The sequence below is a fragment of the Rhizobium sp. L51/94 genome, assembly GCF_019355555.1.
Lineage (GTDB): Bacteria > Pseudomonadota > Alphaproteobacteria > Rhizobiales > Rhizobiaceae > Rhizobium > Rhizobium rhododendri.
Genome location: NZ_CP072144.1, coordinates 276,140 through 302,764 on the forward strand (window position 1 = coordinate 276,140; position 26,625 = coordinate 302,764).

Annotated in this window: 25 protein-coding genes; 4 read left to right on the plus strand and 21 right to left on the minus strand. The window is 60.5% G+C overall.

Annotated elements, in window-relative coordinates; genetic code table 11:
• Window positions 1-79: 79 nt before the first annotated feature.
• The 10 genes from J5274_RS27080 to J5274_RS27125 all read right to left on the minus strand — a co-directional run bounded on the left by J5274_RS27080 (window position 80) and on the right by J5274_RS27125 (window position 10,782).
• Window positions 80-1,363, minus strand: a complete 1,284-nt coding sequence (locus J5274_RS27080; protein ID WP_142825012.1) for a dihydrolipoamide acetyltransferase family protein — start codon at window positions 1,361-1,363, stop codon at window positions 80-82.
• A gap of 3 nt (window positions 1,364-1,366) precedes the next feature.
• Window positions 1,367-2,365 carry an alpha-ketoacid dehydrogenase subunit beta gene (locus J5274_RS27085; RefSeq protein ID WP_142825011.1) on the minus strand — a complete coding sequence of 333 codons (999 nt, stop codon included), beginning with the start codon at window positions 2,363-2,365 and terminating at the stop codon, window positions 1,367-1,369.
• Window positions 2,365-3,399, minus strand: coding sequence for a thiamine pyrophosphate-dependent dehydrogenase E1 component subunit alpha (locus J5274_RS27090; RefSeq protein WP_307877655.1), 1,035 nt, complete (start codon window positions 3,397-3,399; stop codon window positions 2,365-2,367). Before J5274_RS27090 ends, J5274_RS27085 begins: the two co-directional genes overlap by 1 nt.
• A gap of 2 nt (window positions 3,400-3,401) precedes the next feature.
• Entirely contained in the window at window positions 3,402-4,727 is a 1,326-nt protein-coding gene (locus tag J5274_RS27095; protein ID WP_142825009.1) for an NAD(P)H-dependent oxidoreductase, read from the minus strand.
• A 199-nt stretch (window positions 4,728-4,926) separates the two neighbouring features.
• Complete coding sequence (locus J5274_RS27100) at window positions 4,927-5,943, minus strand: sugar-binding transcriptional regulator (RefSeq protein ID WP_224128035.1); 1,017 nt, start codon at window positions 5,941-5,943, stop codon at window positions 4,927-4,929.
• Between the two features lie 118 nt (window positions 5,944-6,061).
• The gene (gene ptsP, locus J5274_RS27105) at window positions 6,062-8,026 is read right to left on the minus strand and encodes a phosphoenolpyruvate--protein phosphotransferase (protein WP_142825008.1); all 1,965 of its coding nucleotides are present in this window, start codon (window positions 8,024-8,026) and stop codon (window positions 6,062-6,064) included.
• 39 nt (window positions 8,027-8,065) lie between these two features.
• Window positions 8,066-8,446, minus strand: a complete 381-nt coding sequence (locus tag J5274_RS27110) for a PTS glucitol/sorbitol transporter subunit IIA (protein WP_142825007.1) — start codon at window positions 8,444-8,446, stop codon at window positions 8,066-8,068.
• An 88-nt stretch (window positions 8,447-8,534) separates the two neighbouring features.
• Complete coding sequence (locus J5274_RS27115; RefSeq protein ID WP_142825006.1) at window positions 8,535-9,533, minus strand: PTS glucitol/sorbitol transporter subunit IIB; 999 nt, start codon at window positions 9,531-9,533, stop codon at window positions 8,535-8,537.
• Window positions 9,534-9,558: 25 nt separating this feature from the next.
• A complete protein-coding gene (locus J5274_RS27120) occupies window positions 9,559-10,308 on the minus strand; it encodes a PTS glucitol/sorbitol transporter subunit IIC (protein ID WP_142825005.1) in 750 nt (249 codons plus the stop codon).
• A gap of 48 nt (window positions 10,309-10,356) precedes the next feature.
• On the minus strand, window positions 10,357-10,782 hold the full coding sequence (locus J5274_RS27125) for a transcriptional regulator GutM (RefSeq protein WP_142825004.1): 426 nt from the start codon (window positions 10,780-10,782) through the stop codon (window positions 10,357-10,359).
• A gap of 184 nt (window positions 10,783-10,966) precedes the next feature.
• Between J5274_RS27125 and J5274_RS27130 the strand changes: the two genes are divergently transcribed.
• From J5274_RS27130 to J5274_RS27145, 4 genes are all read left to right on the plus strand, one after another.
• Entirely contained in the window at window positions 10,967-11,647 is a 681-nt protein-coding gene (locus J5274_RS27130) for an HAD family phosphatase (RefSeq protein ID WP_142829422.1), read from the plus strand.
• A gap of 141 nt (window positions 11,648-11,788) precedes the next feature.
• Window positions 11,789-13,198, plus strand: a complete 1,410-nt coding sequence (locus tag J5274_RS27135) for a PTS galactitol transporter subunit IIC (protein ID WP_142825003.1) — start codon at window positions 11,789-11,791, stop codon at window positions 13,196-13,198.
• 87 nt (window positions 13,199-13,285) lie between these two features.
• On the plus strand, window positions 13,286-13,759 hold the full coding sequence (locus J5274_RS27140) for a PTS sugar transporter subunit IIA (RefSeq protein ID WP_142825002.1): 474 nt from the start codon (window positions 13,286-13,288) through the stop codon (window positions 13,757-13,759).
• A 2-nt stretch (window positions 13,760-13,761) separates the two neighbouring features.
• On the plus strand, window positions 13,762-14,049 hold the full coding sequence (locus J5274_RS27145; protein ID WP_142825001.1) for a PTS sugar transporter subunit IIB: 288 nt from the start codon (window positions 13,762-13,764) through the stop codon (window positions 14,047-14,049).
• A 98-nt stretch (window positions 14,050-14,147) separates the two neighbouring features.
• Here J5274_RS27145 and J5274_RS27150 read toward each other — a convergent pair whose 3' ends face one another.
• The 11 genes from J5274_RS27150 to J5274_RS27200 form a co-directional block, all read right to left on the minus strand.
• The gene (locus J5274_RS27150; RefSeq protein ID WP_219276072.1) at window positions 14,148-16,496 is read right to left on the minus strand and encodes a xanthine dehydrogenase family protein molybdopterin-binding subunit; all 2,349 of its coding nucleotides are present in this window, start codon (window positions 16,494-16,496) and stop codon (window positions 14,148-14,150) included.
• Window positions 16,489-16,971, minus strand: a complete 483-nt coding sequence (locus tag J5274_RS27155) for a (2Fe-2S)-binding protein (protein WP_142824999.1) — start codon at window positions 16,969-16,971, stop codon at window positions 16,489-16,491. The genes J5274_RS27150 and J5274_RS27155 overlap by 8 nt, the downstream gene beginning before the upstream one ends.
• On the minus strand, window positions 16,968-17,822 hold the full coding sequence (locus J5274_RS27160; protein WP_142824998.1) for a xanthine dehydrogenase family protein subunit M: 855 nt from the start codon (window positions 17,820-17,822) through the stop codon (window positions 16,968-16,970). Before J5274_RS27160 ends, J5274_RS27155 begins: the two co-directional genes overlap by 4 nt.
• Before the next feature lie 147 nt (window positions 17,823-17,969).
• Window positions 17,970-19,937, minus strand: a complete 1,968-nt coding sequence (locus J5274_RS27165; RefSeq protein WP_142824997.1) for a hydantoinase B/oxoprolinase family protein — start codon at window positions 19,935-19,937, stop codon at window positions 17,970-17,972.
• A 3-nt stretch (window positions 19,938-19,940) separates the two neighbouring features.
• Window positions 19,941-21,968: a hydantoinase/oxoprolinase family protein gene (locus J5274_RS27170; RefSeq protein ID WP_142824996.1), complete on the minus strand. Its 2,028-nt coding sequence runs from the start codon at window positions 21,966-21,968 to the stop codon at window positions 19,941-19,943.
• 145 nt (window positions 21,969-22,113) lie between these two features.
• A complete protein-coding gene (locus J5274_RS27175) occupies window positions 22,114-23,094 on the minus strand; it encodes a helix-turn-helix domain-containing protein (RefSeq protein ID WP_219276074.1) in 981 nt (326 codons plus the stop codon).
• A 166-nt stretch (window positions 23,095-23,260) separates the two neighbouring features.
• Window positions 23,261-24,067 (minus strand): IclR family transcriptional regulator, encoded by an 807-nt coding sequence (locus J5274_RS27180; RefSeq protein WP_142824994.1) that lies wholly within the window; start codon window positions 24,065-24,067, stop codon window positions 23,261-23,263.
• Between the two features lie 15 nt (window positions 24,068-24,082).
• The gene (locus J5274_RS27185; RefSeq protein ID WP_142824993.1) at window positions 24,083-24,472 is read right to left on the minus strand and encodes a RidA family protein; all 390 of its coding nucleotides are present in this window, start codon (window positions 24,470-24,472) and stop codon (window positions 24,083-24,085) included.
• An 18-nt stretch (window positions 24,473-24,490) separates the two neighbouring features.
• The gene (locus J5274_RS27190) at window positions 24,491-25,261 is read right to left on the minus strand and encodes an amino acid ABC transporter ATP-binding protein (RefSeq protein WP_142824992.1); all 771 of its coding nucleotides are present in this window, start codon (window positions 25,259-25,261) and stop codon (window positions 24,491-24,493) included.
• Between the two features lie 12 nt (window positions 25,262-25,273).
• Window positions 25,274-25,933 (minus strand): amino acid ABC transporter permease, encoded by a 660-nt coding sequence (locus J5274_RS27195; protein ID WP_142824991.1) that lies wholly within the window; start codon window positions 25,931-25,933, stop codon window positions 25,274-25,276.
• A gap of 4 nt (window positions 25,934-25,937) precedes the next feature.
• Window positions 25,938-26,600, minus strand: a complete 663-nt coding sequence (locus tag J5274_RS27200; protein ID WP_142824990.1) for an amino acid ABC transporter permease — start codon at window positions 26,598-26,600, stop codon at window positions 25,938-25,940.
• Window positions 26,601-26,625: the final 25 nt, after the last annotated feature.

Genomic DNA, 26,625 nt, shown 5'->3' on the forward strand with positions numbered 1-26,625 from the left:
AAGTTAGACTTTTCCTCCAGGCTATCTTCGCAAAGAGACTTTGGGGCATCCGGGTGAATCTGATCCACCCGGACTTGCACTATATGATCATCGCCATCGGCGTTTCGATGTATGTCCTGAAAGCTCCGATCAACTCTGCCGCGAGCGCGCCATCCACTGCACGGTGATCGGTCGATAGCGTCACGGTCATCAGCGTCGCGGGTACCACGGCCTCCCCGGAGATCACGGCGCGTCTTTCTCCGGCGCCGACGGCAAGGATGGTGGCGTGCGGCGGATTGACGATGGCTGCGAATTCGCGAATGCCGAACATGCCAAGATTGGAGATCGCGGCGGTCCCCCCCTGGTACTCCTCGGGCTTCAGCTTGCCTTCCTTGGCGCGGGCACCGAGGTCCTTCATCTCGGTCGAAATGACAGACAAGGTCTTTGTCTCGGCATTTCGCACGATCGGCGTGATAAGCCCGCCGGGTACGGATACGGCAACGCCGATATCTACATGCCGATGGACGATCAGGCTGTCGTCAGTCCATGACACGTTGGCATCAGGAACTGCGGCGAGTGCCATTGCGTAGGCCTTGATGACCATGTCGTTGACGGAAAGCTTGTTGGCTGGCTTGCCGCCGATCGGAAGCGTCGAGGAATTCACCTCGGCCCGCAGTTTCAAAAGAGCGTCGATGTTGCAATCGATCGTCAGATAGAAATGCGGTACGGTGCTCTTTGCCTCGACGAGCCTGCGCGCAATCGTCCGGCGCATGTTGCTATGGGCGACCTGATCGTAGCTTCCCTCGGCAAAGAGCTTGCGGGTCTGCTCGCTCGACGGTCCGGCAACCACAGGCTTCGGAGCAGCGGTAGGCGCGGCAACGGGTTCTTCCTGCTGAACAGGCGGTGTGTAGCCTTCCACGTCGGCGCGTGTCACCCGGCCATTTGGTCCGGATCCGGTTATGCGGCTGATGTCTATCCCGGCATTGCGCGCCAATCGCCGGGCAAGCGGGGTGGCCCGGATGCCCTCGCCCGTTTCCACGGTGCTTGCAGGGGCTTCAACGGATGCCGGCTGCTCCGGAACGGCCTCAGTTTTTGTTGCCTGGGGCGCGGCGGGTGCAGCGCTGGAGCCCGGCGAATAAGCCTCGCCGTCTTCGTAGATCCACGCCACCGGCGCTCCGACGGCGATATCGACACCCTCGGCGCCTACCACGTCGCGCAGGATGCCGCTTGCCGGGGCATCGATTTCCATGGCTGCCTTGTCGGTCTCGATCTCGAAAAGCACATCGCCTTTCTTAACCGTGGCGCCGCTTTCAAAAAACCACTTGGATATCCGGCCGGTTGCCATGTCCATGTCAACCTTCGGAAGAATGACTTCGATTGCCATGGCTCAGCGCACTCCCTTCACCAGATCGCGTGCCGCCGCGAGAATGCCGGCGACTTGCGGCACGGCTGCCTTCTCCAGCTCGGGATTGTAAGGAATGGGTGTCTCGGCGCCCCCAAGCCGCACGATGGGTGCATCGAGGTAATCGAAGGCATCGCTTTCAGCGATCATCGCACTGACCTCGGCACCGACACCGAGGGTCTTGACGCCCTCGTAGACACACATCAGCCGGGAAGTCTTCTTGACGCTGGCGATGACGGTTTCCCGGTCCATCGGGCGAATGGTGCGAAGATCCACGACTTCGACATCGATACCCTCGGCCGCCAGCGTATCGGCAGCCTCCAGCGCCTTGTGCACCATGATCGACGTCGCAACGATCGTCAGGTCGCGGCCTTCGCGCGCGATGGCAGCCTTACCGATCGGCACGATATAGTGGCCTTCGGGAACGGGTCCCTTCATCTTGTAAAGCAGCTTGTGCTCGAAGATCATCACCGGGTCCGGGTCTTCGATGGCCGCCAGCAGCATGCCCTTCACATCGTGCGGCGTGGCCGGCTGGATGACCTTCAGGCCGGGAACGTGACCGAGCCATGCCTCGAGGCTCTGGCTGTGCTGTGCTGCCGCACCGGTTCCCGAGCCTGCCGGAAAGCGCATGACCAGCGGTACGGAAACCGCTCCACCCAGCATGTAGCGAATTTTCGCCGCCTGGTTGACGATCTGCTCCATGGCCAGGGCCGCGAAGTCGGAAAACTGGAATTCGAAAATCGGACGCATACCGGTCAGGGCAGCGCCCACCGCCACGCCCGCGCCGCCGAGTTCGGAGATCGGTGTGTCCATGACCCTGTCGGGGCCAAACCGCTCGATCAGATCGCCGGTCACCTGGAAGGCGCCACCGTACACGCCGATATCCTCGCCCATGAGAAACACGCGCTCATCGGCTTCCATGGCAATCGCCATCGCCTCCTGAATAGCCTGGGAATAGCTCAGCTCTCTCACTGCCGCATCCATTACGACTGCTCCGTATATACGTTCTGTCCGAGATCAGCCGTTTCGGGCGATGGGCTGGACTTGGCAAATTCGATGGCTGCTTCAATCTCCTCGCGAACGCTGTCGCGAATGCCTGCCAGCGTCGCCTCGTCCGCTATGCCGAATTCGGCCAGCTGCTTCTCGAACATGTCTATCGGGTCGCGATTGGTCATCCAGTCGTCTATCTCGTCCTTCGTCCGGTAGCGGTTGCGGTCGCTCTTGGAATGGCCACGATGCCGGTAAGTCTTGCACTCGATGAGCGATGGCCCCAGACCGGATCGCGCCCGCTCGACGGCAGCCTGCGAGGCTTCCGCGACATCCGACAGGATGTTGCCGTCTACGATGACACCCGGCATCGAATAGCCGGCCGCGCGATCGGCAATGTTCGGGACGGCGGTCGAGCGCTCGGTCGAAGTCGACATGCCGTATTTGTTGTTCTCGCAGACGAAGACGACCGGCAGCTTCCAGACCGCCGCCATGTTCAGCGCCTCATGGAATGCGCCTTCGTTGTTGGCGCCGTCGCCAAAGAAACAGACGACGACCTTGCCGGTTTTCATCCGCTTCGATGTCAGCGCAGCGCCGACCGCAATCGGAATGCCGCCGCCGACGATGCCGTTGGCACCGAGGTTTCCAGTCGTCACATCGGCGATGTGCATCGATCCACCGCGACCGGCACAATAGCCGGTCGTCTTGCCGAAGAACTCCGCGAACATGCGCTTCACATCCGCACCCTTGGCAATGCAATGGCCATGACCGCGATGCGTCGAGGTGATCTGGTCTTCGTTGGTCAGCGCCAGGCAGATGCCCATGGCGCTCGCTTCCTGACCGATGGAAAGATGCATGGTGCCATGAATCAGACCACGCGTATAACTCTCCTCGGCGCCTTCCTCGAACTTCCGGATCAGATGCATCTTCCGCAAGGCTTTCAAGAGCTGCTCGCGGCTGAAATTCCTGTAGAGAAAAGGCATGTTGCCTGTTTCAGCAACAATTGCCTCGGCTGTCGGACTGTTTGGCATCCTTAAGCTCCTGCCCCGTAAACAAGCTTGTCCTGACGCGCCCGCAGCGCTGCGATCTTCGAGCCCGGCGCCACTGCCGCGTTGGCATAGGTGATCAGCTCACCCTTTTTGATGGCGGCCGTCACAGTGCCGCCCTGCAGCAAGCCGCAGGGAATGGCCGACGCGCTGCGCGCCTCTGGCGCCGTCATAATCCAGGCGCGGTAGCAATATTCGCCGATTGCATCGAGTTTTTCGCCCGGCTTCATATCCTTCTTGGCGACAGCACAGACCTCTGCGACCGGCTTCGACAGGGGCACCATGTCGGCCTTGCCGTAAAGCACGACGCGCGCGCAGGTCAGCGGCACTTCGAGAGACGTCAGGTGGTAGGGCCGATGGAATGTGAAGTACGGGCCCTTGCCCATCTTCAGGTCTTCCATTCGCTCCGAAATCCGCGGATGCGACATGTCGGCAACGACGAAAACGCCGGGCGCCACACCCTTGCCGATGGAATAATCGACGACTCCGATGCGCGACAGCACGCCACCGTCCTTTTCAGGCACAAGCGTCTTTGCAAGCTGGTCGAGCGTTGCTGCCGGGCCGTGCATGCCGGGTTTGTCAGGAACCAGCCCGGTCGCATTGGCGATTGCCGCCATCTCGACCATCGTCTTCGATCCATCGACGAATTCGACGAGCATACGGACATTCATGTGTCGGCGCGCGGCCTCCTCTGCATAGTCGTCCGGTATGGCATCGATGTTCAGGGGATTGTTCTTTCCCTTGCCGGCCGCAACGATCGGATGCCCCATCGCCGAGACGAATTCGATCAGCTCCATGCAGGAAGACGGTTCATCGCCGGCGCCCAGCGAGTAGGTAACGCCAAGGCGCTCGGCCTCGCTCTTCAGGAAAGCCCCTATCGTCACGTCGGCTTCGACGTTCATCATGACGAGGTGCTTGCCATTTTCCATGGCGGAGAGGCCGATTTCAGCGCCAACGGCGGGCACGCCGGTCGCATCGATCACGACGTCGATCAGGCCATTCTGCAGGATGAGATTGGCATCGCTGGTGACGGCGATCTTGCCGCTTTCCATCGCCGCCGTCAGCGCGCTTGCGCTGTCGGCTTCGCGTGCATGTCCGGTTTCCTGGTAGGCAATGTCGACCGCGCGTGACGCGGCGGGAAGATTGAGATCGCAGATTGCACCGATCTCGATGCCCGTCATGTGGGCTACGCGAGTAACGATGTCGGTTCCCATTTCGCCTGAGCCGATCAAGCCGATACGAACCGGACGTCCTGTTTCAGCGCGTGCAATGAGGTCACGCGCCAAGCCCGTTGGCGCGACGTTGATAGCCATAGAAACTCCTCCCAAGTTAATTAATGACCGTGTCTTTCAGTACGACTGTATTCGTACATTTGTCTTTCTGTCAACGCGAATGTTCATTTCGAGACCTCAAAGATGCGCTGCTCCGATCAGGCAACAGCGTACGCATGCCACCGATGTGGGATCGGCCGGCTCTCGAATTTCACGGATAAATGGGTAGTTCAGGCGAGGTTTATGGCGCTTCTGCTGCCAGGAAATCATCTGCGCCCTGCAACAGGCGCCGTGCACTTTCCTCATCGGTGATGAGGACCGTTGGCTGGACAAGGCGCATGGCGCCGAGCATCGATTCGCGCTTGTCTATTCCGCCCGAAGCGAGGATCCGCAAGGGAGTTCGGCGGATACGATCGACCTCGACCGACATGATGAGATTGTTGATCGGATGATTCAGCACATCGCCATTTCGATCGTAAAAATGGAATAGCAGGTCGCCAACCGCGCCCAGCTTTTCCAGTTCGCTTCTCTGCTTCTCGGTAAGAAAGCCGCCGCGATAAAAGGTTGTTGCAGAATCGATGCCGCCGACACTGACAACCACCGCATCCATATTGTCGGCCATGTCCAAAATATCCTGGAGACCGCATCGCTTGATCAGCGCTTCCTTCGTTTCCAGGCTGTCGACCATCGCTGGCGCCGGAATGAGGTAGCCGTCGCCTTGGAACACCTGGGCAAAGCGCCAGGCAAATTCGGCAGGATTGAATCGGCGCGCCTGGCTGACACCGCCCAGAAGCGAAATCACCTTGAAATCCTGAAGATTACGGGCATTGATCGACGAAAGACAGGCAAACAACGTCCTGCCCCAGCCGACACCGACCGTCATTCCCGGCTTCATCGCGTTAGACAGAAACGCACCGGTTGCTGCACTGATCGTCGGGATGGGGTCCGCTTCCGGATCGGACAAAGGTGCCACGACCACCTGCTCTATTCCGAAGGCGATCTCGAGCGATCGCTCGAGCCCGACGATTTCCGCAAGCTCTCCCTCAATGGCGATTTTTACTTCGTTGCGAATTCGCGCCTCCGCCAGCATGCGAACGACGGTGACGCGCCCGACGCCCAGAATATCCGCGATGTCGTTCTGGGTCATTTGCTCGACGAAATACATCCAGGCAGCCCGAATGCGCATTCTGTCAGCCCGGTTGCCCGAAGTCTGGCCGGCCGATGGGGCCTGATCTTCTGCGCCTTCGGATTTTGAGATGTCTTTCTTCGAACGTGCCAAGTTGGCTCCCGCGTCTTAGGAAGTAAAAAACTACCCTTAACAACAGTAGGCGCAATTGGAAATCGTCATTACGGTTTCGATATCCGGCTCCGGCAGATCAACCGGCGCTTGCGGAGCCGAGTTCCGAAATGCATTTCTTCGCGCGCGGAATGGAGGCGGAGCTCATGCTGAGTTCGGTCAAACCGAATTTCAGGAACAACGGGATCAGGTCCGGGCGGGCAGCGGCCTCCCCGCACATGCCGACCATGATACCAGCCTCCTTGCCGGCCCTCGCTGCCATCTCGATTGCCGTCAGGACTGCCGCATTGCCGACGTCATTGAGTGCCGCCACCTGCGGGTTCATCCGGTCGGCCGCCATGATGTATTGCGTCAGATCGTTTGTGCCGATCGAGAAGAAATCGACCTCTCTTGCCAGCGACGGCGCAATCATCACCGCTGCGGGCGTCTCGATCATCACGCCGAGAGCGAAGCTCGCAAAAGGCTTTCCTTCCGCGGCAAGTTCGCGCGTGCATTCGCCGATCAGATCCCGCGTGCGCTTGACCTCTTCGATGGTGGATACCATCGGCAACATCACCTTGATATTGCCTTGCGTTGCGGCGCGCAGCAGTGCCCGCAGTTGCGGCTTGAAGATATCCGGCCTGTCGAGACACATGCGCACACCACGCCAACCCAGGAACGGGTTCTGCTCCTCGGGAAACACGATGCCCGACACTGGCTTGTCGCCACCGATGTCGAGCGTCCGGATGATGACCGGATCGGGTGCCATTCCCCGCGCTGCCTGAGAATAGATATCGAACTGCATGTCCTCGCTCGGCAATCCGCCGTGCTTCATGAACAGGAGTTCGGTACGGAACAGGCCGATGCCCATCGCACCGGCTTCCTTGGCGGCTTCGAGTTCCTCGATGGAGCCTATGTTTGCGGCAACCTCGATCGGCGTGCCGTCCGCGAGATGCGGCCGCACATCCTTGAATGCACGCAGACGAACTTCCTCATTCGCCGCCGCGTCAAGACGCCGGGCGAACGTCTCGCGTAACGCCGCATCCGGATCGGGATAGATAAGTCCCTTGCCGCCATCGATGGCAACGTCCGTGGCCGCGACGAGGGCGTCGATACCATTGCCGAGACCGAGGACAGCCGGAATGCCGTGCGCCCTTGCAATGATGGCGATATGCGACGTGGCGCCACCGTGGGCGCAGATAACGCCCTTGATCAGTTTAACCGGTGCGCGCGCCAGGTCCCAGGCGCCGATGTCTTCCGCCAGCACAATGGATGGCTCCGTGATTTCATCGAGACCGATATCTCGCTCGCCGGCAAGCGCCAGACAGATCTGTCGCGCAATGGCTTTTACGTCGTCGGCTCTTGCATTCAGATAGGCATCGGAAACGCGACCGAAGGAGGCTGCCGTTTCGTCCGTAACCTTCAAGACGGCATCGGTCGCATCGAGGCCCTCGCCGATCGCAACCACGACGCCGTCGATGATCTCAGGATCGCCGGCAATCTCGACAAGCGCGGAAATGATGCTGCTGTCCGTTTCAGACAATCCCTTGGCAGCGAGGGCTGCCTCCATCTGCTGTCTGACAGACGAGATCGCCTTCTCGAATCGCTCGATTTCGAAGAGGATTTCATCGTCCCGCAACCGGCGTTGCATAGGTTTGAATTTCTTCGGAAAATAGCGAAATATCTTCGCCAGGCCGACGCCCTCGCTGGCGGCGATCCCCTGAAGCACGCCGGCGCGCTCAGGCGCTGCATTGCCGGTAGCGTCACTTGCAGCTGGGGCCGCAGAGGCATTTGTGACGCCGTCGAGACCCGACTCCGGATTCTCCAGGAACTCCACCAGTGCATCCAGCGCTTCCAGTGCGTCGGCGCCAGTCGCTCGCAGCGCCACAGAGTCATTTTCCTTGACCGCTAGCAGCATCAATTTTACCGAGCTTTTCGCACTGACGACCTTCGCATCCTTGACGATCTCCACTTCGCTCGCAAAGCTCTTCGCCAGCTTGACGAAGCGAGTTGCCGGACGAGCATGAAGACCTTCCTTCACGCGCACAATTGTTGAGCGTTCCATAAAAACATCCATTCACTAGATAATCAGCAACAGTCGAGATCAATCACCGATGGTGATCGTCGTCCCGACGGAAAGCGCGCTTTTCAACACATCCGCGTCGATTGCCGCAGCGCAGATGGCACCCGGGCTGTCGACGGTCGTAGCGTCGTTGAAGTTGATGACGACGTGGCCGATTTCCAGCACCTTGTTCCAGGCAATCGGCCCGATCGCCGTGATCCGACTGCTGGCAGAACCCACCATGATCGGCGAGCCCACGGAAGGCTCCTGTTCGGTGGGCCCGACATCGGGCAGATGGAGGACGGACACTTCGGCCAGTTCGGGCGGAGCGCCGTCGGCAAACAGAATGAGGACCCCGCCATCGGCCAGATCGGCCACGTCGGGACCGACGGCGGTAATCTGCGTCTTGAGGTGCAGTGCCATGGACAAATCCTTCTCTATAGAAATAGCTCGGCCTGGTGTTGTAGCATTGGGCGTGCGGGCAGTCTGCTGGACGTCCGCACGCGTTGGCTTAGAACACGATCAGGCTGGTAACCCAGGCAATGAGCACAGAAACCGGGGCCATGATCTGGCGACTGATGAGGACTGCGGGAACGCCGATCTCGATCGTCTTGGGTTTTGCCTCACCCAGCGCCAGGCCCACAGGCACGAAGTCGCAACCGACCTGCGCATTGTAGGCAAAGAGTGCCGGGAGGGCCATTGCGGGCGCAATGGTGCCGTTTGCGATCTGCGGGCCGATGATCGCCACGCCAATGACCTGGGCGATAACCGCACCTGGGCCGAGAATAGGCGACAGGAACGGCAGGCCGCAGATGGCGGAGATGATCAGAAGGCCGACGATATTGTTGGCAAGCGGCCCCATCGGCTCGGCAAGCACATCGCCAACGCCGGTATACAGAATGAAGCCTATCAGCATGGTCACAAATGCCATGAACGGCAGCACGTTGCGGATGACCTGGTCGATCGTACGGCGTCCGGCATTGAAGAAGATGCCGACGACGCGGCCCATGACGCGACCGATGCCAGCAATCAGGTTGATGAAACCACCACCGCCGGTCTCGACAGGTATCGTCTTGGGGGCGGCGGTTGCCTTCGGAGCCCCTCCGGCCGCTGCCACGGTAACCGGCTGGGAACCGTCGGCCATGGTGATGTTCTGCTCCTTCACCCCGGAGACATAGATGTCTTCGGTAATGAATTGCGCCAGAGGTCCCGACTGTCCGACAGGCGTGATGTTGACGGTGGGGATGCGCTTGCGCGGATAGACCCCGCATCGCGCAGTACCGCCGCAATCGACGACGACAACGGCCATTTCGCCCTCGACCGGTGGCGCCCGGAAACCGTCGACGGCTTCGCCGCCGGTCAGTTCCGCGATCCGCCGCGCGACGGGGTGAATACCGCCGCCGGTGACCGAGACGATCTTGTTGCGCTGCATGGTCGGCTGGATAACCAGCGGGCCACCCCAGCCCTGGGGACCCCTCGAAATATTTACTGCCTTGTATTCAGTTGCCATAATAGCCCCTCCTCCCAAGTGGCAATCAGAGTTCCACGCCTTGACGGCGGGCCATGATCATTGTGATACGTTCCGTCAGCATGCCCTTCAGCAGGATCACCACGAGGCCAACAATGGCGTACCAGATGGCCATCTTGATGTGGTATCCGCCCGGGACGACGCCGCGCTTTTCCAGCTCCTGCAGCGCCACGAGAACGCCGCCCCAGACGAAGTATTCGCCGGGATTGATATGCGGAAACAAGCCGAGCGGCGGATGAACGTAGGACACAGCTGCATCGTAAAAGGCAGGCTTGTGCTTTTCTTCCAGGAACGCGCCGAAGGTATAGGCCATCGGGTTGGTCAGGAAGAACACCGACAGCAGCGGCAGCACGGTATAGCGCGTCAAGGCAATGCGCCCGGCGCCGCGAGCAATGCCGTGCACGCGCTCCTCGCCGACCATTTCGGTCAGGGCATAGAAGGCGGTCATCAGCACGACCAGCGTCGGGATAATTCCTGTCACGAAGCCTGCGAAGACCTCGCCGCCCTTCTGGAAAATGCCGATGAAATACTTGCCGATATTCGCCAGTCCGCCGAGCTGCTCTTCTTTGTTGACGCTGTTCAGCTTTTCCTTGAATTGCTCGACGGAAATGTCGGAATTTGCCTGGGCCAGAACGATAAGCTTATCGGCGGCTCCCTTGGCAACCATCTTTCCGTGCAAGGCAGCATCGGAAAACGTCGACCCTAAATCGTGTATAGTGAGATGGCCATGATCGGCCAGCACTGACGCGAATAACATTCTCTCCTCCTTGAATGCAGTTCGGTTGATCTGAAATAGCTTTGGTTTTTATGCCGAGGCCAGCCTGAGGCGCGGCGCTGCCGGCCCCTTGCCCTCTCGAACGTGCTCGACCTGCTCGATTGCCTTGGAAATGGCCGCGTGCGTGTTGTCCGCAGCAGCGACGGCTTGCGCAGCTTTCAATGCATTGAGCGACTGGCCTTCATATTGCTCGTTTCGCTTGAATTTGGCGAAAACGGAACGTCCGGTCATCGTCATGAGGCGTTGCACCTTCATGTCCTGGCCGACGACCAGCAATGCAATCGTGCCTCTTCTGAGGCGACCGCGCGCGTGTCCGGCACCCACGTATCCGTCATTATATTTGCTGGTTATTCCTTTGAAGACGTCTGTGTAGTGCCGCATCTGCAGCCAGACGCCAATCACTTGCAACATCCACACCGCGCCCAAAGCGAGCAGCGCCCATTGCCATATAGCCATCTTCACCCCTCCCGAAAGTGTCGCTGCCCAGTCATTCATCCTCACGTCATAAATGAACATTTGTATTGTGGTATGTCAATATGTATAAATTCGAAGCGGGGAGCGAGACGAACTTTTCTTTAGCAAAAGGCAGTTAGCAGCATCTCCAATGGATTTCCGCACAGTGTCCGGGGAGGGACAGGGATTGGCAAAAGACCGGCTTTTCATATTCGATTGCGATGGCGTTCTTGTCGATAGCGAGCCGTTGGCTGCCTCGGCCTATGTTCGGGTGTATGCAAGGCACGGGCTGACAATCACCCCGGACGTGGTCGGCAAATGCTTTGGAATGAAGCAGGCCGATATCTTCGCCCGCATACATGATCTGACAGGACAAGATTACCCTAGGGACCATGTCGAGGACGTCTGGCTGGAAACCAAAGAGGTCTTCACCGAGCAACTCGAAGCCATGAAGGGCGTGGCGGCTTTTCTGTCCGCTCTCGATGCACGATGCTGCGTCGCCTCGTCTTCCTCGCTGGAAAGAATACAGCATAGCCTGTCGCTGACTGGACTGATTTCGTTTTTCGGCGACGACATTTTCAGTTCGTCCATGGTGAAACACGGCAAGCCCGCCCCGGACCTGTTTCTCTTCGCAGCCAGCAAGATGGGGTTCGCTCCGTCTGATTGTCTCGTCATCGAAGATTCGTTGTTTGGCGCGCAGGCGGGACGTGCGGCCGGCATGACGGTTTTCGGCTTTACCGGCGGAGGCCACTCCTATGCTGAGCACGAGACACATTTGCTTGAAGCGGGCGCCGACAAGGTATTCAGTTCATTCGAGGGGCTTTCAAGGGAAGCCATGATTTGGGCGAACTTGCCGAAAGGACGGTAAATATCCGAGCGCGAAAGCTGTGCGCCGATAGGCAATTGACACAAATTTCTTTTTGAATCATAAACTTTCGTATTGTTGGAGGAACAAATGTTCTGATGCGGCAGAGGAGCCGCCTGGAGCATGGGAGGGGAGAATTCGCATATGGACACTTTTCTGAGTGGCTTGAAGTCGGCCGTCGATACGCTTGGTCCGACTGTTCTTTTGCCTATCGTTATTTTCATCATTGCCGTCATTCTCGGAGCGAAGGTCGGCAAGGCATTTCGCGCGGCGGTGACAATCGGCGTCGCCTTTATCGGGATCAACCTTGTTCTCGGGCTGATGTTCAACTCGATTGGCGCAGTTGCCCAGGCGATCGTCACCAACACCGGCATAAAGCGGGACATCGTCGACGTTGGCTGGCCATCTGCTGCCGCCATCGCGTTTGGTTCGTCGGTCGGCTTGTGGGTCATTCCAGTCGGCATTCTCGTCAACGTCGTCCTGCTGCTGCTGCGCTGGACCCGCACACTGAACGTCGATGTCTGGAATTTCTGGCACTTCGCCTTCATCGGTTCGCTGGTCGTGGCGGCAACCGACAGCCTTGCCTATGGCATCGCCATAGCAGCCCTGGCGGCTGCCCTGTCCTTGCTGTTTGCCGACTGGTCCGCCCGCGCAGTCCAGCAGTTCTATGGCGTCCCCGGCATCTCGGTGCCGCATATTGCCTCGGCACAAATTCTGCCGATCGCAATCGTCCTCAACTGGATCATGGATCGCATCCCGGGCATCAACAAGATCAACATCAGCACCGAAACCATCGAGCGTCGATTTGGCGTTTTCGGCGAGCCGGTCGTGCTGGGCCTCATCATCGGCCTCATACTCGGAACCATCGCCTTCTACAACGCTGGCGATCTCGGGACCGTTCTTTCAAAAATCCTCAGCACGGGCATGACGCTCGCCGCAGTCATGCTGCTCCTGCCACGCATGGTGAAAGTGCTGATGGAAGGCCTGCTTCCGGTTTCAGACGCTGCACAGGCGTTCGTGCGAAAGAGAACCGGAGACCGCGAACTTCTCGTCGGCCTGGACTCCGCCATCCTGATTGGTCATCCGGCGGCGATCTCGTCGTCGCTCATCCTGGTTCCGATTGCGATCATCCTCTCGGTTATCCTGCCGGGTAATCGCGTCATTCTGTTTGCCGATCTCGCGGTCATCCCTTTCATCGTCGCCCTGACGGCACCGCTGCTCAAGGGCAACGTGTTCCGCATGGTCGTGGTTGGAACCGTGACGCTTGCCATCGGCTTCTATGTGGCGAATGCGCTTGCACCGTTGTTTACCAGCGCTGCCGTCTCATCCGGCTTCAAGCTGCCGGCGAACGCTTTGCAAGTCACCTCCGTTGTCGACGGCTTCCTCTGGATCCCCTATGTCATCATCAACGCGATCCAGGGGCTCGGCGTCTTCGGCATCGTCCTGCTCGCGGCCATCATCGCGGCACTCTTCGCCCTTTATCGGCGCAATAGTCTTGCCTGGGAACGGGCCGCCGGGGCGGAAGACGAGCCGGTGGAAGCTTCTGCGGCCTGAGAGAAGGCGTTGGTAAACCAGACCGGCAAAGACGACACTCGCACTCTAAAGTCCTTGTGCGGGTGTGACAGAAACTGGAGAGACGACATGCCTACCCTGTTGGACATACTGGAACCGGAAGCCATCCTGCTCGATGTTCGGGCTACCACGGCGGAAGAGGTAATCCGGCTACTCGCAGCCCGGCTGCAGACGCTCGGATATGTCAAGGCTACCTACGCGGACGCCGTTGTCAGCCGCGAAAAGAACCTGCCGACAGGACTGCCGCTGGAGCGGGACGAAAATGTCGCCGTGCCGCACACCGACCCGGAGCACGTAATCAAGGCAGGCGTTGCCATGGCGACCCTGTCGACGCCGGTTGTGTTCGCCAATATGGAGGAACCGGAAGAACTGCTCCCTGTCGGTACCGTTTTCCTGCTTGCCATCAACGACAAGGACAAGCAGATCGAAACCCTTCAACAAATTATCGAAGCCATTCAAAGCCCGACGACGCTCGATGGATTGAAGCGCGCCAAAACGCTTTATGACGTCAGGGTGCTTCTCGGCTCACCAAAGGAATCCTGAACATGGCCAAGCAGAAAACGATCCTTTTCGCATGCGGTACCGGAATTGCCACGTCGACGGCCGTGAACGCTGCAGTGACCGAAGAAATGAAGAAGCGTGGCCTGTTTTTCAACGCCATGCAGGCGAAGGCGACCGAGGTCCCGTCGCTTGCCGACGGCGTCGACTTTATCGTCTCCACCACGCCCATTTCCGCATCCGTCACGAAACCGGTGATCAAGGGCCTGGCCTTTCTGACCGGGATCGGCAAGGACAAGGTTCTCGACGAGATAGAAATGGCTCTCAGAAAATAATCCCTATGGCATCTGCCCAGACGTAAAATACCGCCAGCTCCATCACGTCGAATGCGGCAGGCGATCGGCACTATCGACGTCCTGACGCGGCAACAAGCCTAGCCCAGCGTATTGGTCGCCCAATCTGCGGCGATGTGCGGATGGGTGGGGGTGGGTTCGAGATCGTTGATCAGGCGCAGGACGCGCGGCGGCGTTAGCGGCAGGCTGGAGACCGGCTTGCCGATTGCGCGCGCAACCGCACAGGCGATGGCCGAGCCGACGGCAAGGATCGGGACTTCACCTGCTCCCTTTGTCCCGAGCGGGCCCATCGACGGCGCGCCCTCATAGAGATCCGCGACGACAGGCACGACATCCCCGGCCAGGGGCACGCGGTAGGTCTCGAAGCCGTCTTCCGCGATCCGGCCGTCAGCGGTGATCGTCACTTCCTCGTGCAGCGCATAGCCGAGGCCCTGGACGACGCCGCCCTGGATCTGGCCCATGATGGCCCGACGGTTGAGCGCGCGTCCAACATCCTGCACCACCCGATAGGCCAGAACCTCGACATGCCCGGTATCCGGATCGACGGCCACTTCAGCCTCGTGGACCACGAAGACGGGAATATCGAGCGCGTCGATAAAGTGGCCCATCGCGCAGCCTGCCATTGCCGGCGTGTTCTTCGCGGTGAAGCTGCCTGTACCGCTGATCGGCCCCGTGGTCGATTGCGCATGGGCGACCACCGTCGGGATGGAGACCCCGGTCCCGGGTCGCCCGGCAATTTCCACCCGCCCTTCGCGCAACACCAGGTCGCTCGCGGCGGTCTGCAACATCTCACTGGCCGTCCGCAGAAGCTTTTCACGGACTTCGGCCGCCGCACCCACACTCGCCGCACCGATGGAGACGGTCGTCCGCCCGCCACCGACCCCGACATCCAGCCCGGCGGAATCCGTATCCGCCTCGCGCACCACGACCTGCTCCGGTCGCAGCCCAAGCTGGCCGGCAACGATCTGCGGCAGCGCCTGCACCATTGTTCCCGAGCCGATCTCGACGCCGGACGTCACCAGCGTGGCGCTGCCGTCGGCATTCAGATTGATGGTCGCAGCAGACGGCCCGACGAAGATGAACCAGGTTCCCACGGTGGTGGCGCGGCCGTAAAGGCGACCGTCGGCCCGGGCTTCCGCCGTTCCCGTATTTTCCCGTAGCACCTCCATCCGCTCCAGCATCGGACGCAGGACATCACCCTCGAACACCTGCCCGGTCGGCCCGAGATCGCCGTCGCCAAGCACATTACGCTTGCGGAACTCCATGGGATCCATGCCGATTGCGGCGCATATCTCGTCGGTATGGCGCTCCAGCGCAAAGCCGTTATAGACGCCGTTGCAGGCCCGGAAGGCGCCGTTCGGTGGCGTGTTGGTGTAGACGGCGCGGCTGACGAGGCGGGCAGCACCCAGCCGGTAGCTACCTCCGAGGGTATGGGAGGTCATGGTGGTGAGAAAGACCTGCTCGCCACCATAGGCCCCGCAATCCATCAGCACGACGGCCTCGCGCCCGACGATCTCGCCCTCTGCCGAAACGGCCGAGCGAATTTTGATCTCTGCATTCTCCCGGCAGAGGCAGGTTGCCATCTCTTCCTGTCGGGTGTTCTCCAGCATGACGCTTCGGCCCGTCATACGAGCCAGCAGAGCTGTGATGGGCTCGATCGACGCATCGAATTTCAAGCCGAATGCACCGCCGACCGGTGGAACGGTGACGCGAACGCGGCCCGGCGGCAATTGCATGACGCGACCGGTCACATTGCGCACGGTCCATGGCACCTGCGTCGATGTCTGGATATGCGCCCGGCCGTCCTCCCAGCTGCCGATTGCGACACGCGGCTCGAAGGGAACATGGCTCTGCCTGCCGACGACGACATTGCTTTCGACGATCGTCACATCGGGGCGGGCAAAGGCGGCATCGACATCGCCTCGTACCGATTTCGCTTCCCAGGCAATGTTGCCGGATCGTGCACCGCCCTCGGTCAGCACTTCATATGTCCGCCAGTCCTCGTGCAGCAATCGCGCTCCGGGCGCCAGCGCCTCCGCCATCGTCAGCACTGGCGCAAGCGATTCGATCTCCAGAATGATTGCCGCCAGGGCCGCCCGCGCCTCGGCCTCGCTTTCGGCGGCAATCGCGGCGAGCGGCTCGCCATTGTAGCGGATCACATCGACGGCAAAGAGCGGGTGGTCGGCGATACCGATGCCGTAATTGCCGGGCGCATCCGCTGCGGTCGCAATTCCCAGCACACCGGGGCACTCGAGAGCAGCGGACACATCGAGCCGGGTAATGCGGCCGGCGGGCACGGTGGACCGCAACAGGACAGCGTGCAGCATATCCGGACGGGCCCTGTCATTGGTGTATTTCGTTCGTCCACGCAGCTTGTCGCGGGTGTCTCGGCGGGGAAGATCCATCACGGTCGTCGAAACATCAGTCATGGACGTGCTCCTCGGCCTGCTGTCCGAGGACATCCATCACCGCATCGATGATCCGTTCATAGCCCGTGCAGCGACAGATGTTGCCCACCATCGCCGATTTCACATCGTCCCGGCTGGCCGCGGGGTTGTCGCGAAGGAAAGGCGCAAGGCTCATGACCATGCCGGGAAAACACATTCCGCACTGGACCACATCCGCTGCCTCGAAGGCGGCCTGGAGAGGATGCAGCGGTCCATCGCCGGTCGCCATCGCCTCGATCGACACCACGGTGGCGCCATCGAGCAATCCCACCGGGCTGAGACACGACATGATCGCCTCTCCGTCGACGCTCACCGTGCAGGCGCCGCAAAATCCCTCGCGGCAAACGGCCTTGGTACCTGTCAGGAAACGTTCCCGCCGCAGTATATCGACCAGCGGAGTCATCGGATCGCCGTTGAAACGGTAGCGGGAGCCATTGATGTGAAGGGTGACGGTCATCGGGTGGCCTCCGTCTTCAGAAGTGCTGCCATGCATCGGCGGACAAGCGCCGGCAACACCTGCCGCCGGTACCAGCCATCCGCCTCCATTCCGTCGCGGCCCCGGAAGTCGTTGCAACCGGTAGCAAGGGTATAGGCCGTTTCGGCTTCAGCGGGCGATCCGCCCGGCTCGGCTGCAAACGCCTGTTCAAGCGAAAGCCAGCGCCGCGCCACATGCTCGACCGAGCCGACGGCAACGAGAATTCGGCCATCGAGGCGGCGCGCCATCGAAACGATGGCAACCGGATAGTCGCCTGCCCGGCGCAACGGCAGCCTCACATGCGCGCTGGCGGCGCTGTCGCGGTTGATGATCACCCTGACGAGGATGGCATCGGCGAGCAGCCGTTTCCGATCCGTGAGAAACGACACCATCGGGACACGCATTGTCCCTTGGTCGCCGTACAGCTCAACTTCCGCCTCGATGGCCAACAGCGGGGGCAGAAGATCGGCGGCGGCGAAGTCTTGCGTGCAGAGATTGCCGCCGACAGTCGCCACCCGGCGGATTGCCGGGTTGGCAGCACCGGAGGCAGCTTCAGCCACCGCCTCAAGGCCACCTATGCCCGCAAGTGACCGGGCAAGCGCATCATGGGTTACGGCAGCGCCGATCGTCACGCGCCCGGTCTCGATGTCGACGCTGGTCAGCCCGGCAATCCTGTGGAGCGACACTAATGCATCGGGCAACGCGTGGCCCCGACGGGGATCGCGCATCAGCCACGTTCCGCCGGCGAGGATCGCCGCACCCTGCCGGCGCGCGGCAAGCGCCTCATCGATGCTGCCGGCAACGGTCAGGGACCGCCGCAGATTTTCGGACATTGACGTTTACCCCTTCAATCGCCGTCTTTGCGGCTTTCCAGCATCATTTCAGAGGCAAGCCTTCCCGTGAAATAGTAGTTTCCTGAATCTAGTATCGTAAAAAGAGATACAGCTTCCCGAGCTCAACCGAGGCAATGCCGCTGGCGCTCACTTCCAGTGTGCTACGCTGCGCCTCTCGAAGCTCTCGCGGAATTGCCGGGTCGTGTTCTCGAGAACGTTGCCGCTCTCCCAATCGAGAATGACGGCGAAGCGACGAACCGCATCCATGGAGTCGATCTCGCCCGACTTGTAGCGAGCCGATACCATCGCCGGATCCGACCGCGCCCATTCCTTGCGGTTTTGGCGAATCTCGGTGCGGGCAGTTTCTGTTGCGGGGAGATCGATTTCGTACTCGCAGAGATCGCGATCTATGACCTTCAACACGACGCCGTAGTCGACCTTGGCGCGCTCGATGGAGACATAATCGTCGATCACGTCCTCCAGCACATGAAGCGGATCGCGCTCCAGCGGATCGCCGAAGCCGCCGCCACCAGCTGTCGGCCGGGCGAATTGATCGCCCGTGAACACCGGATAGTCGGAAAAGACCGAACCGAGCCAGGTGTCGACCTCCTCGCCCGCGCGGCGGATCGTCAGCCCGTGCGGCATAGAGGGGAGCCCGCCCTCGACACCCCAGACCACGGCGCGCTCGCGATCGCAGATATAGGACATCACGGCATCTTCGGCCGCCAGCAACACCGAGGTCTTCTGCACGCCGACACCACCGCGCCATTTGCCGGGACCGGCGGAATCCTGCTTGATCTGAAACTCCGTCGTCCGCGTCGGGTTGACGCGCTCGTTGCCTTCGTTCGGCTGCGACATCAGGCCGGTTCCAAAGCAGGCAGTCGTCACGTCGGCGCCGTCCTTGCCGTTGCGCCCGCCCCATCCGCCCGGAAGCCACTCGTAGAACATGAAGATCGGCTTTTCCGGTTTGCGCGCGTCGCGACCGCCCGCCAGCAGATATTCGAGATTGAAAGCGCATGCGATGGCGCGTTCCGGCATGATCTGCGACCACATCTCGAAGATCGAATTCATGATTTTCTCGAACGGCATCAGGAATCCGGTCACTGCCACCGGCCACTCGGCACTGACCACGCTGTTCTTCGGCGCGGTCACCTCGATCATGCGATAAAAGCCGCTGTTGAGGGGCAGATCCGGGAAGAAGGTCTTCATTCCCGCGACCACTGCTGAAAAGGTAGCCCCCGGTGCGGAATTGTACATGGAGCCGATCGTCTTGTGGCTGCCGGTGAAATCGTAATGGATCGTGTCGCCCTTGATTGTCATTTTGATGTGGATGGGGATCATCCCTTCCCCGCCGCCGAGATCGCGGTCGATATAGTCGACACTTTCCCAGGTGCCGTCGGGCAATTCGGCAAGGCGCTTGCGGACGGCCCGCTCGACATAGTCCTGAACCTCCTCCATACCGCGCACGACGGTGTCGCGGCCGTATTTCTTGACGAGACGCAGCAGTTCCCGCTCCGCTACCTGGGTCGCCTGGGCCTGCGAATGGATATCACCAATGATCGATGCCGGATCGCGGGTATTGGCGGCGATCAGATTGGCGACATCGGAGCAGAAGCGGCCGGCACGGAATAGTCTCACCGGCGTGATACGCATGCCCTCCCGGAACATGTCACGGGCGGTGACGTCGAAGGAGCCGGGGACCGACCCTCCGAGGTCCGACCAGTGCCCGTTCGACTGCGAAAACCCGATCAACGTGTCTTCGTCGAAGATCGGACGCACAAGCCGCACATCGCTGAAGTGGGTTCCGCCGGCGTAGGGATCGTTGATTGCGTAGACGTCGCCCGGCGCCATGTCGCCTTCGAATACGCGGATTACTTCCTTGCAGGTATTGTGCAGCGTGCCGACATGGACTGCGATGTCGTAGTTGCCCTGTGCAACCGAGTTGCCGTCAGCATCATGCAACGCATTGGAGAAGTCGCGGTTGTAGATGACGAACGAATAACAGGTGCGCAGCATCTGTTCGGCCATCTGGTCGACCGTGGTGATGAAGGAATTCTTGAGCACCTCGAAGGTGACCGGATCGAGGCTCTTTTCGGTTTCCACGAAGTTGGTCATTTCTCAGCCTTTCGTTCCGATAAGAATATTCAGGAATGCGTCCACCCGGGCGCTCATGCCTGGCGGGACAACCGTGGTCGAATCAAACTGTTCGACGATTGCGGGGCCGGAGATGGTGGCGCCTGCTTCAAGCACCTCACGCTGATAGATCGCCGCATCGTAGGATTTGCCGTCGAACCAGACCGCGCGTCGGCCGAGGGGCGCAGGCGCATGGTCGCGCACCGGGTATTTCGGCAGCTCGGCCTTGGGCACGAGACCGATCGCCTTGATTGCGACGCGAAAGATGGCGACCGGGGCTTCGTCGCGGCGGTAGTTGAACTCGCGCTCGTGCTCCGCGTGGAAAGCATCGATCAGGGACGCAATACTCACGATCGGGGCGGGTGCGCTGACAGCGAGCGAGCGCCACTGGCCCTGATACATCATCTCGACGGTCCGCTGGAGCGCCATATCCTGCGGCGCTATCCCTTCGTGCAGCAAGCGCTCGGACGCTTGCGCCTCCATGCGCTGGAACGCAGCCTCCAGCTCCGCCGGCGCAACGATGGAGGCGTCGGTCATGAAGCTCTCGGAGAAGTCGTGCTGCACATCGACAAGCAGGCAACCGAGGGCCGAGGTGACGCCGGGATTGGGAGGCACGATCACGGTCGGAATGGAAAGCTCCCTTGCGACAGCCGCCCCGTGCAAGGCGCCGGCACCCCCGAAGGCAACGAGCGCGAAGTCGCGCGGATCGTACCCACGGCTGATCGACATCAGGCGCACGGCATTGGCCATGTTTGCATTGGCGACGGCGACGATTGCCTCGGCAGCCGCGTGAAGCTCCATGCCGAATGGTGTCGCCACCGTTTCCTGGACGGCCTCCTCGGCGAGCGCCGGATCGAGGGTGATCTTGCCGCCTGCGAGGCTGCTGCCGAGACGGCCGAGGACGACATTTGCATCTGTGTTCGTGGCAATCCGATTGCCGTTTCGATAGCAGGCCGGGCCGGGATTGGCGCCGGCCGACTGGGGGCCGTTGCGTAGCGATCCGCCCTCGTCCTGCCAGGCCAGCGACCCGCCGCCGGCACCGATCGTCAGCACCTCGATAGAGGGAAAGCGGATGGGATAGCCGAACTCGATATACCAGTCCTTGGTGATACGAGACTGACCGTTCCAGGCGAGCGAAACATCCGTGCTCGTTCCGCCCATGTCGAAGCCGATCGAGTTCTGAAACCCGCAAAGATTGCCGATAAAGCGGCTGGCGATGGCGCCTGCCGCGATCCCCGATCCGGCAAGCCTGGCGGAGAAGTCTATGACACTCGCTGGCGTCATCACGCCGCCGCCGGAATGCAGCAACAGCAGGTCTCGCCGGTAACCGCCGGCAGCCAGCTTTTCGCCGAGCCGGGAGACGTAATCGACAACTACCGGCGCGCAGACGGCGTTTGCCATCGTCGTCGAGAAGCGCTCGTGCTCGAAGATCTCCGGCATGACTTCGGAGGAAATGGACACCGGCACCTCCGGCATCGAGGCCTTGAGGATATCGCGCATGCGCCGTTCATTTGCGCCATTGACGTAGGAATTCATGAAACAGACAGCGATCGATTTGATGCCGCGCCTTTTCAGGATCGCGGCAACACGGTGGGCATCGTCCTCGTTGAGGGCTTCGAGTACCGTGCCCTCGGCGTCGACACGCTCGCCAACCGTCAGCCGGTCGCGGCGTGGAATGTAGGGCTTGGCGACGTCCTTGTAGGTGTCCCAGAGGTCCTCCTTGTTGGCGCGCCGGATTTCGACGACATCGCGAAAGCCCTCGGTGCAGACCATTGCCGTTCGTGGCAAACGCCGTGTGATCAGCGCATTCGTGGCGACCGTGGTCCCGTGCGAGAACATGGTGACCTCGGAAAGCTCGATGCCGCCCTGCTCGATGCCGTTCATGATCGCCTGCATCGGATCATCCGGGGTCGACGCCGTCTTCTCGATACGAATCGCCCCGGTCTCCTCATCCATGATGCAGATGTCGGTGAAGGTCCCTCCCACATCCACCGCAACTCTCGTCTTCGCCATGATCTGTCCTCTGGATGGTTCGACCGGACAGCAGTCTTCTTTCGCCAACCCGTCACGGAATGGCGCTTCGATTGTCCGGTAGTTGCGAAAGTCCGGATCGGTCGCCGGACGGCGTCAAATTTCCCTTGCCGCTAGGCCGAAGTGGCTAGTGCGGCTTTTTCCCTGGGTGGGTCCTGCCTGCCCGAAGCAAGGCCTCGCGGCGCGTCTCGCTCGGCGAACAGCCAAATTTCGATCTGTAGTGACGGCAGAACTGCGACTGGTCGGTAAAGCCCCATCGATAAGCGATTTCGGCAATCGTCGTGGTGACGGTCAGCGACATCAGTTCCTCGGCACAGCGCTCGAGACGGCTGTCGCGGATGAAACCGTTGATCGACTTGTTGCTGTCCTGGAACAGGCCCTGCAGGTAGCGCAACGAAATGCCGCCAGCTTCCGCTACCGATTGCGGACCGAGATCTGCATTCTTGATATTGTCGCGAATGTACTGCTCGGCGCGATGCAGGTGCCCTGCCCGTATCGAGGAGATATTGCTATCGAGCACGCGGTCGTCGCTGACGATCGACAGGCAAAGCATTTCGAGAATGTGTCGGCCGGTCAGTTCACGCGCGACGTCGTCGATGTCGTCGACATGGTTGATCGTGGTCCGAACCGTATCGAGAAAGAGAGCGGCGACGCCGCGGGTCCCGTCAAAACTGAGCGCGCTGAACCGATCCGTCGAGCCGATCCGCGATCGGACGCTCGCAGCCGGGACCTTCAGCACCCAGAGGGCATTCGGGCGGCCGTGCCAGAATTCATAGGGGGCATCGCCACGCTCCAGAATGAAGCCGCCCGGCTTGCAATTGACGCTGCGCGAGCCCTGCGAGAAGTCGACTTCGCTGACTTGCGGAATGGTAATGAGAAGACTGGCATCGCGTTCGTTGAGAAAGTGGCGGCGATGGCGACGATAACTGACGCCGTCGCACTCCATCCTCGACACACCGACGAGGCCTAGAGACCATGTCTCCAGCACGCCCCTGAATTCCCGCCTGTTGCGGTATTCGGTATCGAGTGGAAAGTAGGTTTCGGTCACGGCAGCCTGCCAGGCATCGCCCCCGGCTTGACCGCTGATATCATCGACGACGTATCTCATGCATCGACTTCCCCTTGTAGGCCGGCTTTTCCCGGTTCCTGCTATTGAGGGCAGAGTACATCAATTCGGTGGGTCGTATTGCTAAAAAACGCATAAACTTATGAGCATGGCCGCGCTGCGAGACGGACAGGGACTGCGACCCAAACAGGCAGCCAGCCCGGAAACCTCAGCGGGGGACGGCCACCCTTGCACGCTCGTTGTGAAACCCGAGCTTGTCGGAGATCTCGTTCGCGGCCGTCAACAGGCTCTCCAGATAGGAGTCGCGGTTGCGCAATCCATCTTCCCGAGGCGCGACGAGGCAGAGGGTGGCAATGCAGTTGCCACCGGCCTGGTAAATCGGCACGGCGAAACAATGGGTGAAGTTTTCCACCTCGCTGTTGAAGGTGAAATATCCGTCACGAGCTGCAGTGCGCACCTCGGCCAAAAAGGTTGCAGGATCCAGCTGCCTGCCGTCCGGCAGCGTGAAATCTTCCGGCGGGATCAAATCGATAATCTGCTCGTCGGTCAGGTGTGAGACGAGCAGCCGTCCCGACGCCGTCCAGGGGATCGAAACTGTTTCGCCTACGTTGGAGGAAATACGGAAGGGTCGAATGCCCTCGCGCATCATCGCGACAGTGTACTTGTTTCCTTCGAGCAGACACATCTGGGCAGTTTCGCGCGTTTCCACCGCAAGCCGGGTCAGCATGCGCTCGCATTCCCGCATCAGATCGAAATGCTCGGCATAGGCTGTTCCAAGGAAATACAGACGACGGCCGAGGAACACCCGCCCGTCGTCTCCCTGATAGTCGAGCATGCCGTGGCCGAGAAGCAGGTTGACCAATTCGTATACCGAGGATCGCGGCGCGCCTATTTCTGCCGCGATCTCGTTGGGCCTCATGGGCTGGCGCTTGGCGCGCAGAAACTCCAGGATCTCGAAAGCGCGATCCAGTCCTCTGGTGCGTCGCGATGCGATCTCGACAGCAGCCTCAGCCATGCATTTCTCCAATACTTAGGCGCGATCCGAGCGATAGGCGACGCAATCCACCTCGACCTTGCAATCGACCATCATGCGCGACTGGACACAAGCGCGCGCGGGAGGATTCTCGCTGAAATATTCGGCGTAGACGCCATTGAAACTCCAGAAATCCCGCGGATCGTCGAGCCAGACACCGACGCGCACCACATCCTGAAGCGTGTAGCCGGCCTCATCGAGGATGGCTATCATGTTGTCGATGGCCTTCCGGCTCTGGGTGACGATGCCGCCGGGCACGATCTCGCCATTCTCCATGGGCACCTGGCCGGAAACATAAAGCCAGCCGCCGGCTTCCGTGGCTCTTGCGAACGGAAGGGGTTGACCGCCAGCGCCTTTTTCTCCGGCGCCATAACGTTTGATCGTCATAATATTTCACTTTCCTGCTTAGTTGAAACTCGAGGTCTTTAAAAACTCGGCGAGCCGCTCGGTCTTCGGCTGTACGAACATCTCCCTGGGATCGCCCTCTTCGCAGATGACACCCTGGTTCATGAAGATAACCCGGGACGACACCTCATAGGCAAAACGCATCTCGTGCGTGACCAGCAGCATGGTCATGCCATCTGCCGCCAGCCCCTTGATAACCTGCAGTACTTCGCCCACCAACTCCGGGTCCAGCGCAGAGGTCACCTCATCGAACAGCATCAGGCGCGGGGACATCGCAATCGCTCGGGCAATCGCAACGCGCTGCTGCTGGCCACCCGATAGCTGGCCGGGATAGTGATTGCTGCGCGCCGAGAGGCCGACGCGATCGAGCCAGCGCTCGGCAAGCGTCCGGGCTTCGGCTTTCGGCATCTTCTTCACCTTGATGAGACCGAGCATGACATTTTCGGCCGCTGTCATATGGGGAAAGAGATTGAATTGCTGGAAGGCCATGCCCGTCAGCGCGCGCTGGCGTGCGATTTCCCGTTCGCTTTTGCGGCGGCGCGAGCTGCCTTCGATGTGGTAGCCAATCTCCTCGCCATCGAGGTTGATGGTTCCGCCCTGGAACTCCTCGAGCATGTTGATACAGCGAAGCATCGTCGTCTTGCCGGAACCCGACGAGCCGATGATCGAGATCACCTCGCCTTCCGCGACGGAACAATCGACGCCCTGCAGCACCTCATGGTGGCCGTAGGTTTTCCGCAGGCCTTTGATTTCAAGCATGGTCCTGGCCATTGGCAAGCCTCCTCAGGATGGCAGCATGGTCTTGCGCTCGACGAATTTGCCAAAGCGCTCGATCCCGAAATTGACGACGAAATAGAGAGCGCCTGCGAGGAAATAGAACTGCAGGCTCATGAAGTTGCGCGAGATGATTTCCTGGCTGCGCAGCAACAGCTCGGCAACGCCGATGACCGAAAGCAGCGTCGACGCCTTGACGATTTCCGCAGCCGTGTTGACCCAGGCCGGAAGGCACTGGCGCAAGGCCTGCGGCCAGAGCACGGAGGTGAATGTCTGCGTGAATGTCAGGCCGATCGCCTTGGCAGCTTCCGTCTGGCCCCGGGGGATCGCCTGCAGCGCGCCGCGCACGATCTCGCCGACATGTGACGAGCAGAAGATGGCCAGTGCCAGCACGCCGGCAGAAAAAGGACCGAGGTCAAGACCGACGGCACTCGAGACATAGTAGCTGGCCAGAACAAGCACGAGAACCGGCGTGCCGCGGATGATGTCGGTATAGGCCCGCACGACAAACCGCAGCGCCATGTTGCCATAGGCCAGCGCGAGCCCGACGAACACACCGACGACCGACCCGGCAAGGATGGCCAGCAGCGAGATCGATATCGTCATCATCAGCCCACTGACGATCACATAGCGGGCAATCCAGAGCTGTTCGAGGAAACTGTGGGACATCGGCTTACCTCGGCAGCGCCAGCCGGCGCTCGAAGAAGCGCATGACGGCAGCAATGAGAAGACAGGTGGCGACATAGAGAGCGGAGGTGACCATCCATGTCTCGATGACACGGAAGCTTTCGACATTGATCTTGCGGGCGGCGAAGGTCAGTTCCGGCACGGCAATGGTCGCTGCAAGCGATGTGTCCTTGAACAGGGATATGATCGTCGAGGACAGCGACGGCAGCACGTTCCGGAACATCAGCGGCGCGATAATCGAGGTGCGGATCTGGCTTGAGGTCAGGCCGATGGCGAGGCCGGCTTCGGTCAGGCCCTTCGGAATAGACAGCAGCCCGGCGCGAAATACTTCTGCCAGATAGGCGCCCGAATAGAGGGAAAGCACCAGGATGAAGCTTTTCACCTTGTCCAGCCTGAACCCCATCTGCGGCAGCGCGAAATAGGCAAACAGGACCAGCACGAGGATAGGCAGGTTGCGTATCAGCGTCACATAGCAGCGCGCCGGGATCGCCACGAACCGCTGTTTCGACAGCAAGGCAAATGCAACCACCAGGCCAATTACGGCGCCAATCACGATCGAGATGACCGCCAGGCCGAGGCTCAACGCCAAACCGCTCCAGAGAAAATCAAAATTGCGCCAGACCGCAGAGAAATTCAGCGTGTAACCCATGGTCGTCCTCGCAGAAACAGGGAGC

Coding starts and splice junctions, on each gene's coding strand:
- J5274_RS27080 (WP_142825012.1), bottom strand. CDS start 1,363: ATGGCAATCGAAGTCATTCTTCCGAAGGTTGACATGGACATGGCAACC.
- J5274_RS27085 (WP_142825011.1), bottom strand. CDS start 2,365: ATGGATGCGGCAGTGAGAGAGCTGAGCTATTCCCAGGCTATTCAGGAG.
- J5274_RS27090 (WP_307877655.1), bottom strand. CDS start 3,399: ATGCCAAACAGTCCGACAGCCGAGGCAATTGTTGCTGAAACAGGCAAC.
- J5274_RS27095 (WP_142825009.1), bottom strand. CDS start 4,727: ATGGCTATCAACGTCGCGCCAACGGGCTTGGCGCGTGACCTCATTGCA.
- ptsP (WP_142825008.1), bottom strand. CDS start 8,026: ATGGAACGCTCAACAATTGTGCGCGTGAAGGAAGGTCTTCATGCTCGT.
- J5274_RS27110 (WP_142825007.1), bottom strand. CDS start 8,446: ATGGCACTGCACCTCAAGACGCAGATTACCGCCGTCGGTCCCGACGTG.
- J5274_RS27115 (WP_142825006.1), bottom strand. CDS start 9,533: ATGGCAACTGAATACAAGGCAGTAAATATTTCGAGGGGTCCCCAGGGC.
- J5274_RS27120 (WP_142825005.1), bottom strand. CDS start 10,308: ATGTTATTCGCGTCAGTGCTGGCCGATCATGGCCATCTCACTATACAC.
- J5274_RS27125 (WP_142825004.1), bottom strand. CDS start 10,782: ATGGCTATATGGCAATGGGCGCTGCTCGCTTTGGGCGCGGTGTGGATG.
- J5274_RS27135 (WP_142825003.1), top strand. CDS start 11,789: ATGGACACTTTTCTGAGTGGCTTGAAGTCGGCCGTCGATACGCTTGGT.
- J5274_RS27140 (WP_142825002.1), top strand. CDS start 13,286: ATGCCTACCCTGTTGGACATACTGGAACCGGAAGCCATCCTGCTCGAT.
- J5274_RS27145 (WP_142825001.1), top strand. CDS start 13,762: ATGGCCAAGCAGAAAACGATCCTTTTCGCATGCGGTACCGGAATTGCC.
- J5274_RS27150 (WP_219276072.1), bottom strand. CDS start 16,496: ATGACTGATGTTTCGACGACCGTGATGGATCTTCCCCGCCGAGACACC.
- J5274_RS27155 (WP_142824999.1), bottom strand. CDS start 16,971: ATGACCGTCACCCTTCACATCAATGGCTCCCGCTACCGTTTCAACGGC.
- J5274_RS27160 (WP_142824998.1), bottom strand. CDS start 17,822: ATGTCCGAAAATCTGCGGCGGTCCCTGACCGTTGCCGGCAGCATCGAT.
- J5274_RS27165 (WP_142824997.1), bottom strand. CDS start 19,937: ATGACCAACTTCGTGGAAACCGAAAAGAGCCTCGATCCGGTCACCTTC.
- J5274_RS27170 (WP_142824996.1), bottom strand. CDS start 21,968: ATGGCGAAGACGAGAGTTGCGGTGGATGTGGGAGGGACCTTCACCGAC.
- J5274_RS27175 (WP_219276074.1), bottom strand. CDS start 23,094: ATGAGATACGTCGTCGATGATATCAGCGGTCAAGCCGGGGGCGATGCC.
- J5274_RS27180 (WP_142824994.1), bottom strand. CDS start 24,067: ATGGCTGAGGCTGCTGTCGAGATCGCATCGCGACGCACCAGAGGACTG.
- J5274_RS27185 (WP_142824993.1), bottom strand. CDS start 24,472: ATGACGATCAAACGTTATGGCGCCGGAGAAAAAGGCGCTGGCGGTCAA.
- J5274_RS27190 (WP_142824992.1), bottom strand. CDS start 25,261: ATGGCCAGGACCATGCTTGAAATCAAAGGCCTGCGGAAAACCTACGGC.
- J5274_RS27195 (WP_142824991.1), bottom strand. CDS start 25,933: ATGTCCCACAGTTTCCTCGAACAGCTCTGGATTGCCCGCTATGTGATC.
- J5274_RS27200 (WP_142824990.1), bottom strand. CDS start 26,600: ATGGGTTACACGCTGAATTTCTCTGCGGTCTGGCGCAATTTTGATTTT.